Below are 13585 nucleotides of genomic sequence, written 5' to 3' on the forward strand. Positions count from 1 at the left end.
GTAAAATTATCAAAGTTTTTTCTTTTTAAAAGCGCTTGGGCTAAATAAACATATATTTAGTTGACGAGGATGAAGGATTATCGAAAATCGGCGGATGCCTTCCAGCTACTCACCTTAGCTGCAAGTTTTTCTTTAAAACATAGGGGTAACCTTCTGAACAAAGAGAAAAATGAGCGTGAAGTAATATATTACAATGGAGGGTTTTTTATGTGTGGAATTGTTGGTTATATTGGTAAAACAAATGATGCCAGAGATTTTCTACTAAATGGATTAGAAAAATTAGAATATAGAGGCTATGATTCTGCGGGAATCGCTTTGTCAAACAAAGACGGTATTCACATTTTCAAGGAAAAAGGAAGAATAGTTGATTTAAAAAAAATAACTAGTTATTCAATAGAATCAGCAGTAGGTATAGGACAAACACGATGGGCAACACATGGGGCACCAAATAAAATTAATGCTCATCCTCATCAAAGTAAATCAGGACAATTTACACTTGTTCATAATGGAGTTATTGAAAATTATGAGCTACTTTATAAGGAACATTTAGAAGGTGTAGGTTTAAAGAGCGATACAGATACAGAAATTGTTGTACACTTAATTGAGAAATTTAAAAATGATGGATATACTACAGAAAAATCATTTTTAAAAACTTTAAACCTTTTGAAAGGTTCATATGCTTTTGCTTTAATTGATAGTAAAGATAGCGATAAAATCTATGTAGCCAAAAATAAAAGTCCTTTATTGATAGGTCTAGGCGATGGTACCTTTAACATCTTTGGATCTGACGCTCTACCAATGATCCATTTAACTAAAAGTTTCTTACAACTATTTGATGAAGAAATTGTAATTTTAGAGAAAGAAGACGTTACTATAAAAAATTTAAATGCTGAAGTCATGCAAAGAGATCCAATTGAAATAGAATTAAATGTAGAGGATATTGAAAAAGGCACATATCCCCACTATATGCTTAAAGAAATCGATGAGCAACCTTTTATAATAAGAAAAATTCTTAAAGAATATAAGGGAAACGAAAATGGGTTTTCTATTGATAAGGAGATTATTAATTCTGTTATAGAAAGTGACCGTATTTATATCATAGCTTGCGGGACTAGTTATAATGCTGGTTTAATTGGTAAACAGTATTTAGAGAATTGGTCAAATATACCTGTTGAAGTACATATTGCTAGTGAATTTTCTTACAATAGGCCTGTACTCTCTTCCAAACCATTATTTATTTTCATTTCTCAAAGTGGAGAAACTGCGGATAGCAGATCTGTACTTAAATATATTAAACAACAAAATTATAAAGCCCTTACCATTACAAATGTGCAAAGTTCTACTCTATCACGAGAAGCTGACCATACTTTATTGCTACATGCCGGCCCTGAAATTGCCGTAGCATCTACAAAGGCTTATACAGCACAAATTACTGTCTTATCTATTTTAGCTGCGACTGTGGCCAAAGAAAAAGAGATTCCACTTGATTTTAATCTTATGCACGATTTAGGAGTAGTATCTAACGTCATTGAATCTATATGTGAAGAAAAAGAGATTATGAAAAGAATTTCTAAAGAATATTTTTCAACCACAAGAAACGCTTTCTTTATAGGAAGACATCTAGATTACTATGTAGTATTGGAAGGCGCATTGAAATTAAAAGAAATCTCTTATATACAAGCTGAGGGTTTTGCTGGAGGAGAGTTGAAGCACGGAACAATTGCTCTAATCGAAAATAATACCCCTGTTATTGCTTTAAATACACAAGAAAAAACCAATTTAAGTATTAGAAGTAATGTTACGGAAGTAGTCACTCGTGGTGCTATTCCATGTATTATCTCGATGGAAGGCTTAGATACACCAGAAGATAGATTTATTATCCCAAAGGTTAACAAATACTTGGCACCACTAGTGTCTGTTGTACCTTTGCAATTAATTTCTTATTATGCAGCTCTGGAAAGAGACTGTGACATTGATAAACCTAGAAATTTAGCAAAATCTGTTACGGTAGAATGATTAATTTATAAATTAAAGAAAAATCAAACGTAATAGAAAACCTAATTATAAAATACCTAGTTAAATAGCCGTAAAGTTTACACTTTACGGCTATTTGAATGGTAGTATCGTATACTATTAATTTGTTTAAATAATTATCATATGTATTAAACAAACTATACTCAAGGAAAATATAAAGAGTTTTTTAATAAATCCTTTTATAAGCTTCTTAGAGTACCGCCATCTACTGAAATTTGCTGACCAGTAACGTATGCCGCCTTTTCAGAACATAAATAAGCTATTAAAGATGAAACTTCTTGTGGGTCTCCCACTCTTTTGGATGGAATATCTTCTGCAACTGCAGCCTCTGCTTCCTCCCTGCTTATTCCATTATTAGTTATTAAATTATCGATATACTTATAATACCTATCAGTTTTTATAAATCCTGGATTTATGCAATTAACCGTAATTTTATTTTCAGCAAGTTGACGTGAAATATTTTTACTTGCATTTATAATAGATGCATTAATTAGACTATTAGTAAACATATTTCCAGTAGGTTCTTTCCATAAATTACCTACAAGGTTAATGATTCTACCATATTGATTTCTTTCCATCAAAGAGGAAGCATTTTTCATACAATCAAAGTATGTTATAGCTTTCTTAGAAAATGCATTAACAGTTACATTAGGATCATAGTTCTGAAATGTATCTGGAACTCCTCCAGGAATATTATTGATTAAAATATCTAATCGTCCATATTCTTCTTTTATTTTAAAAAATAAATTATCTCTTACATTTTTTTCTGTTACATCTCCTTGAAAAATCATATGGTTTCCAAGGTTAATATCATTGATTTCACTCATTAATTCTTTTAGAGTTGATTCACTTCTTGCATTAATAATTAATGAGTACCCTTCTTGAGCCAATTCTAAAGCAACAGCTCTTCCAATTCCTTGACTTGCTCCAAGTACCAGTGCAACTTGTTTATTAATCATTTTCTCACTCCTATTTATTTCATACACCTATTATTTTACAACAAATACTGCTAACCAGCACATTTAAATAACTAATATTTACTAAAAATAAATATTTTTAACAAATATCTAATTAACAACCTGAAAATTTGAGTTCGTTAGCTTGCATCCTTTTCTAAGGTATATAAAATAAAAAAATAAAGCTCTCTAAATTCATTCAATAGATTGCTGTTTATCACGTTGATTATAATAAGCTTTAATACTAATTAAAAAACCTAAAAAACTTATAACTGCACAAGCTATAGATACTATTTTATAGCCGAAATTCACGTAAATTGGACCCATTAATGCAGAGCCAAGAGTGACTGCAAGATTAGAAGTCAAACTATAGACAGCCAAAATTCTCCCTCGATATTTATTTGAACAATTACTTAAGATTGTACTTAACAAAGTAACTGTCAAACTTTGCATTCCGCCCCATAAAAATAAGAGAAGGAAGAATAGCCAATAAAAATTACTTAGATGAGGGATAATCCATAAAATCACAGTTAATGTCGCCATAGTAAAGATAAGAGAAAAGCTTTTGCCTATCTTATCTGCATATTTTCCAGAAAAGTAGCTTGTAGCAAACCCTATCCCGTAAAAAATCAGTATAGCACCTGTTATAGAATTTCCTAATGATAAGGTAGAACGGATATAACTTCCTAAATAAGTGTACATCCCATAAAAACCCAACATATTACAAAGTGTAACAGCAATAATTAAAAACACATTAGGTTTAGACAGAGCATTAATAAATGAACGAACTAATGGTTCTTCAGTATCCTTATGTTTAACTTTATTTATTTCATGTTTATCTTTGAGATCTATTAAAATAAGCATTGCAACCGTTATTCCTAAAAGAATTAATACTGCAAAAGACCATCTCCAATGAAATATTCCTCCTATAAAGGATCCTAATGGAACACCTAATATTAAAGACAATGACCAACTTGATACAATTGCCCCCATAACTTTTCCGCGACTTTCATAGGGAATTTGTTCTCCTACAAAAGCGTAAGCCGTTGGAATAAAAGTTCCTGCTGCCAAGCCAGAAATAGCTCTTCCGAGAAAAAACACCTCAATATTCCCTGCTAACGTACATAAAATTGTGCCCACTAAAAATAAGAGAATTCCAATTAATAAACTTAAACGGTAAGAAACTTTATCACTAATAGGGGCAAACAATGGTGCCCCTATAATTACAGCAATTCCATAGATGCCTACGGAAAGACCTATAATGTCTACAGTAGAATTAAAAGAATCTGCCAAATCTAATAATAATGGTGAAATTACTAACTCTTCAGATCCTGCTGCAAAAATCCCCAATACAAGTGCTGTAATAGTTAAAATAGGGAATTTAAAATCTTTGTTATTCGGTGGATTACTTTCATTGCTAACCATACCTATTAGCCCCCTTCAGACATATGTAAAGATATTTAGTAGTTTATTATAATCATAAGAAAGAAAAATTAGAATTTCATTTACAACTTTAAAATTAAAATAACTTATCGTTTGAAAATATTTCTTATAAAATTAGTTATATTTAAATATCATATAATTCATAAATATAGTCTTAGATTATTTAACCCCTAAGATTAGCAAGATAAATCATTTTCTGTATAGTATTCCTATTAGTAAAGTTCTAACCTCAAAGAGAGAATTATAGAAAATAAATTAAGGTATTAAGTAAATCATGAAAATAGAGTCAGATAAGAACACCTTTTTTATGCGTTTCATTAAAGGTGATTATTCTAACTGATTTTTTATAAATTCTGAGTGTATTAAATCAAAAAATTTATCATTGATATATAAAATTAAATTCTTTAATGTTACTTATGTGCGAAGATTAATGTTAATAGTAAATGAGTGAACTTTTAGACGTGGGGGTATAAAATATTAGAAAACAAGCTTTAATTACAGAGATAGAAATAACAAGAGAAATTATGATTATAACAGCATTGAAAGAAGGATTCACTAGTAAGAATACAATCAGAATAAGTAAAAGAATTGATCATTTATTAAATGAATTACATAATATTAATAAACGCGATGTTTAAAAAAGCAGCGTTCCATATATTTTTTCACGGAATGCTGCTCAGGTATTAATTGTTTTTCAACTTGGTAGCCTTTAAATTTATACCCATATACGCTCTTAAGGTCAACAAAGCTCTTATAGGCATACGTAATCGCAACCTTGATTCACGTACTTTCAAATGCTGATTTCATTGTTATTACCATGAATCCCGTGTGTATCGCCATACGTACCATTTGCATTTACCCCTAACCAACGTTTCCCTAATAGTTTGCGAGGATCGCCCCCAGGAATATGACCTGTATAGTAAGAGCGGTTTTTAATCTTGTTCACCACTTTAAAGAAGCCAACTGGTATTTCATCCCATGTTTTCCCCGTTACTACTGGATCAACGATGTTAATATAGTCTTTATGAAAATAAGCAGGCTTGTTGTAGTATTTGTTAATAATAATTACATTTTTATTCGCTGGTTTCCTTGCTGCCTCTATTTTCTCCTGATTTACTCCACATAATGCAACCATTAATAAGGTAAGAACAGTCATTAATTTCATAAAAACTCTCCTCTTTTTTAAATTGTTATAAGAAACCAAAAAAGCACCTTCCAATTAGAAAGATGCTTTTTTGTCAAAATCATTTATGAATAGATAAGAATTATTGATATGTTAAATGGATAAATAATATAAAATCCAAGTGGTTAAACTTCTGTCCACGTCACAAAAAAACTGTCTCAAATAAGACAGTTTAAAAACGAACGTCTATTAAAAGATAGGTAAATTATCTTCAGTTGATGATTGATAGCCATCGCCTAAAATCCAGATTTGCTGATTATCTGGTGCAGAGTTCTTAGTGTATAAAACACTTTTTGGTGAAAGTACTGTGCTAGCTGTACCTGCTTTGATAATATTAGAACTTGAACCTAAAGTTGGAGAGTATTGATAGTTTACAGTATCTGTGTCGATTTCAAAGTGTAAGTGTGCTCCTGTAGAATATTTCCCTGTGTTTCCATAAGTCCCTAAAGACGTATCTTTTGTGACGCTTTGACCTTTTGCTACTTTTATTGATGCAAGGTGATTATAACGAATTACAATATCTTTAGTTAATTTTGTGCTATGAATATATGCTTGAGGATATTTTACTATAATCGTATTTCCTAAGATATTATCATATCCAGTGGCTAAAACTTCACCTCTACCACTTGCCCAAACTGTACGATCACTTGTTGCTGAAACTAAATCCCAACCATAATGTTTGAACCCAAACTTTTGTTGGTATTTTGTATTAAGGTACCCAGCTGTAATTCGTGCATTATTAATTGGTTGAATTAACTTTTGAGAAGCAGCCTCTGCAAACGTTGGTAAAGCTATCCCCATAGAAAAAACAAATAATGTAACTAAACTAAGTATTTTTTTCATAGTATCCTCCTTTTTTATCCATATTATCATATAAAATGTAATAAATAAGCTAAATTTACCAAAAAATAATATTTTACATTAAACATACAATCTATGTAGAATTATGGAGGTTCTGGTGCAACTACTTAAGAAAGATTTAAGCCCTTCACTGGTGTTCCCCCACAACCTACAGTGTCTTTACTCAAACAAAAGGAAGAGCAAATGCTAATCTGCCATAGAAATTTTATCTAATTCATTTAATAATCGATCCAGAAACTGACTAACTAAGATTGTATTATGACTTGTAAAACCTTCTTTTAGTACTAAACTAATCATGTGCTCTCCAGCTCTTTCTATTTCCTCAATTAAAGCTTTCTTTAAGAAATAGTTAGATTTTTTCACTTACACAATCACCAATTAACTTCATTTATAATACATTTCAACATATAAAAATAAATGGGTTTTAGTGAATTATCAATACCTACAGCTTAAATGCACAATGCATTCTGAGAAGGTATCTTTTAGACTGAAATTTATAAAATTCATCTAATTTTTAATACTTTACATCAAAACCAATATTAATATCACTTTCTTGATCGGGATTTTCTTTTGCAAAAGATCCAAACATAATGATAAAAGAAGGTTGTATATGAATATGTGAAAATTTAGTAATAGGCTGAGCTATTTGACAATTCATAAAATCAATCCCTCGGTTAGCTCTATTGTAGCAAATTTTATTTCTCTAGATAAGAATAGGTTCTGTATGTTATTTTATTTTCCTCTTAAACCTATAAAAGCTATGTATTTTTTCTATATTAAGGGGCTTATTTTTTAGTGCATTCTCTCTTCTTATGACCTTCTTATTCTCAAAAAAGAACTTTTCTAATACTTTTTTTTGAGAGAAAGATGAGTTCAACTGAACAAAAACAATTGTTGATATATGTAAGTTTTTGAAGACAAATTAGTTGAACTAAAGTATTGAATTTCCGTCTTTCTTCTTGTATAATTAGTTCAACAGAAGTTCAACTTAAAAAACGAGGTGTATAAACATGAAAATTTCACGTTTCAATAAAGACTGTGGAAACTCCGTTGATATGAATATCATTGATGGATACCTATTTGATTTCCCAACCAACGTTGTAGAACTACAAAAAAATGCGGCAGATTCATTCTTTACAGATGCTGTGACAGCACCAGAAGAATTTAAAAAGCGTATCTTACTATCTACAACAATTGGTGACGAGGAAAAAGAACGTTATTTCTTAGTCGGTGACATCGCAGCAAGTCAACAACTTGCCAACAACCACATCAATCGTTTACATAACAAAATTACAAGCCATATTCCTTATGTGACATTTTTGGCTGCTATTGCATACTACCATGCGTTGCATGCAAAAGATCAAAAGGATAACAACATTGAAATTGACTATTTCTCTACGATGTTACCAATCTGGTTACTGAAAAAAGAAAGTACGTTTGGCGAAGCGCAAAAAGCCATGGCTACTCGATTCCTAGGTGACCATACATTCCGTATTCATACCCCAGGGTTTGAAAAAGAATTAAAAGTAGCTGTGGACGAAAGTGCTTGCCTGAAAGAAGGGGAAATCGCGCGTTTTGCGTTGAAGAAGGACCTAACACTTCAAGACCGTGAAGATGCCAATGAATATGTGGAATGTGAAACCGTGATGGTTGATATCGGTGGTGGCTCGATTGATGTCGTCATTTTACCAGAAGGATTAAAGGCTGCTAATAGCCGTGAATCATTCCAAAGTATCGAGGGTATTCCCTATTTAGCTCATATTGATAAGTTACGTAAAGAGAAGTTCCCAGAGCTGTTTACCGATTTACGTGCTTTTGACCAATTTATTTTAGATAACTATAGTAAACAAAAATTCGAGTTAAAAAATGAAAACACAGGCGCAGCCATTGATTTAACAGCTCAAATTACATCTTCTTTAAAAGAGTATGTGGAGATTTTACTAGCGAAGTTAAATGATGTGGCCCCACCACCGGCAAATAAAATCCGTAAATACGTATATAGTGGTGGTGTCGCTCCAACACTAGAAGTAGCGATTATGACAAGCATGAGTGAAAAGATTGGCGAAGAACGTACAGAGAAATATCATAAAGTACCAGAGGATAGCCGTCACTTAAACTTATTTGGCCTAGAAATCCGAAGCATCGGTTACCTTCAAAAGAAACAAGCTGAGAAGAAAGCCGTTAAATCCTAACAGCGTAGGTGATAACCATGTCAGAGCGTCAAAACGCCTTTACGATTAAGACTAACCGATTGAGTGATGAAGTCTATGACGTACTTGCAAAATATGCGAAGTCTCGAAAATTAGGGGACTATATTTCATCTTTAATTGTTCGGGACCTTCATCATTCATCTACCGACCAAGTAGATTCAGGTCACAGAACAGAAGAACTTCTTGAACATATCAATTCAGAACTGAAGGAATTAAAACAATTAGCTAAGGCTAATGGCTTTATAATCAAGCAAGAGGAGTTAGAAGACAAGCCTTCAGAAAGTCAAACCTTAAAAGAAGGTAAGATTGCAGATTTAGAGCAAGTATCTGGTTCTTTAGACGACGATGATTTGGAAGAGTATAGCGATTTTTAAAATAAAAAGCCACTAGGTATTCTAGTGGCTTTTTTGCTTTACATGGTCTATTGATTTTTAATGTATTTCTATATGGATAAAGAACCTGATCGGACTAAAAGCATAATGTTAAAGAGGATTTTATTTATGAGCAATAGCAATCAGCACGAGTACTTCTATTTATTCAAAATCCCCTCCTTACTTCTTTTTCTGAAGAATATTAATAATTAATTAGGTGTAACAGATACTGTATTAATAATAAAATTACTCCTAAAGTGTTAGATAGAAGGAATCGGTATAGTCATGGTATACTAATAACAAACATGGAAATGATGGAGGGTATTATGACAAAACGATTAGATTTGCGTGTCGACTTTGCATTTAAATCACTATTTGGCACACATGGAAATGAATCTATTTTAGCTGCTTTTTTGAACGCAGCACTCCGTTTTCCAGATGATAAAAAAATTCAGACGGTGCAGTTATTAGATCCGCATTTTAATAAAGAAAACCAAGAAGATAAACGCTCTATTTTAGATGTGCACGCACAGTTAGAGGATGGAAGCCGAGTTAATATTGAAATTCAGCTTAATAACAAACATGACATGGAAAAAAGAACACTCTATTACTGGTCTAAAATGTACAGTAGTCAAATGAAAGAAGGCATGGACTACGGAGAGCTTTGTAAAACGATTACCATTAACATTGTGAACTTCCGTTATTTATCTCATATTCATGATTATCACTCCACTTTTCAGTTATATGAGCGAGAGCAGAAATTACTCTTAACGGATATGCTGGAAATTCACTTTATGGAGCTACCTAAGTTATTAATAAAATGGCGTAACAGAGAGGTAGATCCACGGGAAGATCAACTTGTGCGATGGTTATTATTACTTGAAGCATCCGAAGATGAAGAAATCACTCAGGTATTGGAGGAGATTGCGATGCAAGAAGATCAAGTATTAAAGAAAGCAATGGACGAGTGGGAACGTGTTAGCCAAGATCCGGAAGTGCTACTAGCATATGAAGCACGAAGAAAAGCATTATTAGATGAAAAGTCAGCTTTAAAACGAGCTGAGAAACTTGGAGAAGAAAAAGGAAAACAAATAGGTGAAGAAATAGGCGAAAAGAAAGGGATCATAAAGGTGGCCTTAAGTATGATTCAAAAGGGTTTAGATACCCAAACAATCGCTGAATTTACAAACCTTACACCAGAAGAAATTGATAAATTACGTCACCAATAATCATAATTAAAAAAGAGACTGCCTAACAAATTAATTTGTTAGGCAGTCTCTTTTTTAACTTCCTCATTATCAGTACATCTAATTTGAAGTTTATTGTAATTGAGTTAGCTTATATTTATTATGCAGCGTACTAAATGTTATTGCGTACTATAGTAGGAAAATATAAGTCTTATATTTTTTATTAAATTGAAGACCTTTTCTTATATATCCCCTTTTAAGTTGCACTAGCATTTTTCTTTTTTTTCACAGGTAATCCGTACTTATTAGAGTTTTCTTTTATTTTTTTTGCGATTTCTTGTGCTTCTTCTTTCGTCATTTTCATACAAAAGACTCCTCTCATGTTCTAGTATTATAAGTTTTTTCCACTATCTCAAAAAAATATACATGCTCCTCCCTCCCCTGCCATATACATATTTTAGGTATGTACAAAAAGTCATTGTCCTAGAGATAATTTTAGATTTTAGGAGTGATTATGTGAGAGTAGAAGAGAGGAAAAGAAAAATTCGAAGTGACAAAAAACGAGATGTAAAACCATCACTTCCAATTGATCTTAAAGAATGTGTTTATCGATTGTCGTACATTACAAATACGCCTGTAAAAAATGTAATTGAATCAATTTGTATATCAGGACTTGCTTCTTCAAAAGTAATGGACTACCTATCAAATTATTTTAGAAGAGGATTTAGCTTTGGCAGCACTGTGTATATGGGAGATATGTCCAAAGAGCCAATTAGACATCTATACAAGAATATTGAGAAAGAGCGTGTCTCTACGCGCTTAAAAGATGGACATGGAGAAACGTATGATATTCTGAAACGATTAGCTTATGCTTTAGATTGCTCTCCAGCATTAGCAGCATCTTTCTTAATTGAGGCGAGTATCAGGAATTCTGATTTTGTTGATGAATACATGACTCGTCATTTAGAAGAAGAATTGGACCAGGGAAGAGTAAAGGAATTAAAAGAGGTGTTAAAATTCATTAATAAAAATAACCCTTATAAAGAAGAGTACAGTCTACACAATTTGATCTCTTATATTATGGATGAATTAAAAGTAGGAGCAACTAGCTTGGGATCTTCTGTCCAAAATTGGTTAGAGAGTATACAACATAAAAAATAATTCAGCAAAAAACCTTTGAATTTACGATTCAAAGGTTTTTTGCTTGTCTTTTATTTCGTTAAATAAAAGTTCCGCGCCTAATGGACTTAAAACTATACCATTTGCATATCTACGGTTTTGAGATGTTATCTCACCTGTGATTAGACAGTGAATAGATTCTTTGTATTTTTTTATCTTAATATGATTATCTTCCAATAAAATCTCTACTTCATCATCTTTATCTATACCCATTCGCTTTCTTAGCTCAATGGGTATTACTATACGCCCAACTGCATCTATTTTTCTTAATGTACTTAGTCCCTTCATGCTGATTCTCCTTTTATATGTTCACAAGCATAACTTTCATATTATACTATAAATGTATAAATTAACCTATAAAAATTTTATAAAACAGATTTTAAGGTACAAGTTTAGAATTTCTTCTTAAATTGCTCTTGTACATAAATACATGTGCGCTCATGTTCACTGGAAAAGAAATGATCCTGTTTATGATAAACTTTCACTCCACAAGAGGGACAAGCAAAGAAACCTACATTAATACCTTGAGTCACTTCATGTGCATAAAATTCACCAGCCGTTTCAAACATTACCACATGGTTTGCTTTCTCAATCTTCGCTCTCATAAAAGTATCTCCCACCTTATTTTTAATTTATTACCATAATAAGGGTTACTATAATGAATTGTAAAAGAAAATGCATAGGTTGATACCCCTATTTGCAGAAGAAGAGAAATTTCAAATCGCTGGATTTGGTACATTTGATTGAAGTACGTGAACGCGCGGAACGTACAGGCCGTAACCCTCAAATAGGTGGACAAATCGTGATTCCAGCCTTTAAGGCTGGAAAAGAATTTAAAGAAGCTGTTAAATAAAAAATTTACTGCTACGTTTAAAGTAAAACAAGCAGACTCTTAATAATTAAGAATCTGCTTGTTCTGCTCTATATAAGGACTATTTCAGTAAGTTATTTTATTTTTTCTAAAAAGATACATATCTAACAACATATTAACAAGCAATAGATTTAAGCTAATACATTTATTTTAATATACAGTTAAGCTAGATAGAATATCTTTATGAAAACGTACTGTTTCAGAACTATAAGTCGTCAAATTTAGTACACTTTTTATAGAATATGATATGAGGATTCCCCCATCTTCCAGTGTACTCACCCAATAAGGATGAAAGGGTATTAAAAAGTAAAATCGGTTATCAAGTTTTTCTAAAACAAATGGTTCGGTAACATTTTTAGTTTCTAAATTACCAACAGAAACATCAATTTTATCACCTATTCTCATCCCACCATAACCCTCTACACAAACTTCAATAAATCCAGTTTCTTGAAGTAACTCTAATTCAACTTTTTCGACGTAATCATACCTTTCTAGTACGTCCGTTCCATTTTTAATTGATTGACGTACGAAATCTCCGTCATAATGAAAGACAAATGGCAATTCTAAATCTTTTGAGTCAATAAGATCTTTTATGTTGATAGTACCAACTCCTTTATACTAACTCATTTATTATTATAACATTATTGGCTATTCCAACGTTACATCTCATATTCTTGATATGTACCTCTCTTTTGAATGTAGCCTACATTGGGATAAAAATAACAAACCCTATGGTAGGCGTCTATTATTCTTTTTAATCATTATATGAAGGAGGTAGGTATGAAGAAGGGGGACATTTTACAATAAGCTAGAAGGGTACGAGGGAAGAAAGTAAAATCTCCTTCGTTTTCTAATTTTATTGGACGTGCTAACAAAATAAGTGACTCTATAATTTGTTCATACTAACGCCTATAGCTTCAATAAAATCACAGTTTTTTTAAATACGTTGATTTAAAAAAACACCCTGAAAGGATGTTTAATAGTTAGCTTGTAAAGCTTCACTTTTTTTCTTTAGTTTTTGACTTTCTTCTTCTAACTCAATAATTTTATTTTGAAGCTCTGTATTATCAAAGTCTTGCTCTAACTCTTCGGATAACTTTATCCGTTGCTTATGAATTTCAATTCGCTGTTTAGCAATCGCTTCTACTTCTTTGTTTAATTGTAATTGTTCATATGGATTCATATGAATTCCTCCCTTACTTTCACTTTCAATACAAGAAGACAGATTCCTTTAAAATAAAGTCCAGTGAGTGTTCCCTATAAACATGCTAATGGCCCCAAACGCACTAG

The 13585-nt window shown here is 31.9% G+C and carries 16 protein-coding genes and 1 pseudogene; 7 read left to right on the top strand and 10 right to left on the bottom strand.

Features of this window, described 5'->3' with window-relative positions; translation table 11 throughout:
* Positions 1 to 207 precede the first annotated feature (207 nt).
* On the top strand, positions 208 to 2016 hold the full coding sequence (gene glmS, locus AC3WJG_RS26360) for a glutamine--fructose-6-phosphate transaminase (isomerizing) (protein ID WP_492588896.1): 1809 nt from the start codon (positions 208 to 210) through the stop codon (positions 2014 to 2016).
* A gap of 197 nt (positions 2017 to 2213) precedes the next feature.
* Here glmS and AC3WJG_RS26365 read toward each other — a convergent pair whose 3' ends face one another.
* A complete protein-coding gene (locus AC3WJG_RS26365) occupies positions 2214 to 2993 on the bottom strand; it encodes an SDR family oxidoreductase (RefSeq protein WP_492588876.1) in 780 nt (259 codons plus the stop codon).
* 192 nt (positions 2994 to 3185) lie between these two features.
* Positions 3186 to 4415: an MFS transporter gene (locus AC3WJG_RS26370; RefSeq protein ID WP_492588878.1), complete on the bottom strand. Its 1230-nt coding sequence runs from the start codon at positions 4413 to 4415 to the stop codon at positions 3186 to 3188.
* 521 nt (positions 4416 to 4936) lie between these two features.
* Between AC3WJG_RS26370 and AC3WJG_RS26375 the strand changes: the two genes are divergently transcribed.
* Positions 4937 to 5071, top strand: a complete 135-nt coding sequence (locus tag AC3WJG_RS26375) for a Spo0E family sporulation regulatory protein-aspartic acid phosphatase (protein WP_492588898.1) — start codon at positions 4937 to 4939, stop codon at positions 5069 to 5071.
* A gap of 152 nt (positions 5072 to 5223) precedes the next feature.
* Here the strand turns inward: AC3WJG_RS26375 and AC3WJG_RS26380 are convergent, their stop codons facing one another.
* From AC3WJG_RS26380 to AC3WJG_RS26395, 4 genes are all read right to left on the bottom strand, one after another.
* Positions 5224 to 5598 carry a L,D-transpeptidase gene (locus AC3WJG_RS26380; RefSeq protein WP_492588880.1) on the bottom strand — a complete coding sequence of 125 codons (375 nt, stop codon included), beginning with the start codon at positions 5596 to 5598 and terminating at the stop codon, positions 5224 to 5226.
* 207 nt (positions 5599 to 5805) lie between these two features.
* Positions 5806 to 6459 (bottom strand): M23 family metallopeptidase, encoded by a 654-nt coding sequence (locus AC3WJG_RS26385; protein WP_492588882.1) that lies wholly within the window; start codon positions 6457 to 6459, stop codon positions 5806 to 5808.
* 204 nt (positions 6460 to 6663) lie between these two features.
* Positions 6664 to 6840, bottom strand: coding sequence for a Spo0E family sporulation regulatory protein-aspartic acid phosphatase (locus tag AC3WJG_RS26390; protein ID WP_492588884.1), 177 nt, complete (start codon positions 6838 to 6840; stop codon positions 6664 to 6666).
* A gap of 151 nt (positions 6841 to 6991) precedes the next feature.
* Positions 6992 to 7135 (bottom strand): hypothetical protein, encoded by a 144-nt coding sequence (locus AC3WJG_RS26395; protein ID WP_492588886.1) that lies wholly within the window; start codon positions 7133 to 7135, stop codon positions 6992 to 6994.
* Between the two features lie 352 nt (positions 7136 to 7487).
* On the opposite strand from AC3WJG_RS26395, the gene AC3WJG_RS26400 reads away from it, so the two are divergent.
* The 4 genes from AC3WJG_RS26400 (at position 7488) to AC3WJG_RS26415 (ending at position 11406) form a co-directional block, all read left to right on the top strand.
* Positions 7488 to 8669 carry an Alp7A family actin-like protein gene (locus AC3WJG_RS26400; RefSeq protein WP_492588888.1) on the top strand — a complete coding sequence of 394 codons (1182 nt, stop codon included), beginning with the start codon at positions 7488 to 7490 and terminating at the stop codon, positions 8667 to 8669.
* A 17-nt stretch (positions 8670 to 8686) separates the two neighbouring features.
* The gene (locus AC3WJG_RS26405) at positions 8687 to 9061 is read left to right on the top strand and encodes a hypothetical protein (protein WP_492588890.1); all 375 of its coding nucleotides are present in this window, start codon (positions 8687 to 8689) and stop codon (positions 9059 to 9061) included.
* A 323-nt stretch (positions 9062 to 9384) separates the two neighbouring features.
* Complete coding sequence (locus tag AC3WJG_RS26410) at positions 9385 to 10287, top strand: Rpn family recombination-promoting nuclease/putative transposase (protein ID WP_047751996.1); 903 nt, start codon at positions 9385 to 9387, stop codon at positions 10285 to 10287.
* Positions 10288 to 10761: 474 nt separating this feature from the next.
* Positions 10762 to 11406 (top strand): hypothetical protein, encoded by a 645-nt coding sequence (locus AC3WJG_RS26415; RefSeq protein WP_328174437.1) that lies wholly within the window; start codon positions 10762 to 10764, stop codon positions 11404 to 11406.
* A gap of 21 nt (positions 11407 to 11427) precedes the next feature.
* Here AC3WJG_RS26415 and AC3WJG_RS26420 read toward each other — a convergent pair whose 3' ends face one another.
* Positions 11428 to 11712: an AbrB/MazE/SpoVT family DNA-binding domain-containing protein gene (locus AC3WJG_RS26420; protein ID WP_492588892.1), complete on the bottom strand. Its 285-nt coding sequence runs from the start codon at positions 11710 to 11712 to the stop codon at positions 11428 to 11430.
* A 104-nt stretch (positions 11713 to 11816) separates the two neighbouring features.
* Positions 11817 to 12029, bottom strand: a complete 213-nt coding sequence (locus tag AC3WJG_RS26425; protein WP_164798520.1) for a hypothetical protein — start codon at positions 12027 to 12029, stop codon at positions 11817 to 11819.
* A gap of 94 nt (positions 12030 to 12123) precedes the next feature.
* Between AC3WJG_RS26425 and AC3WJG_RS26430 the strand changes: the two are divergent.
* A pseudogene (locus AC3WJG_RS26430) lies at positions 12124 to 12277 on the top strand (HU family DNA-binding protein); the annotation flags it as partial.
* Positions 12278 to 12445: 168 nt separating this feature from the next.
* Here AC3WJG_RS26430 and AC3WJG_RS26435 read toward each other — a convergent pair.
* Positions 12446 to 12856 carry a hypothetical protein gene (locus AC3WJG_RS26435; RefSeq protein ID WP_492588894.1) on the bottom strand — a complete coding sequence of 137 codons (411 nt, stop codon included), beginning with the start codon at positions 12854 to 12856 and terminating at the stop codon, positions 12446 to 12448.
* Between the two features lie 415 nt (positions 12857 to 13271).
* The gene (locus AC3WJG_RS26440; protein ID WP_016766132.1) at positions 13272 to 13478 is read right to left on the bottom strand and encodes a hypothetical protein; all 207 of its coding nucleotides are present in this window, start codon (positions 13476 to 13478) and stop codon (positions 13272 to 13274) included.
* Between the last annotated feature and the right edge of the window lie 107 nt (positions 13479 to 13585).

It is taken from the genome of Priestia sp. FW507-14D1A (assembly GCF_058781295.1).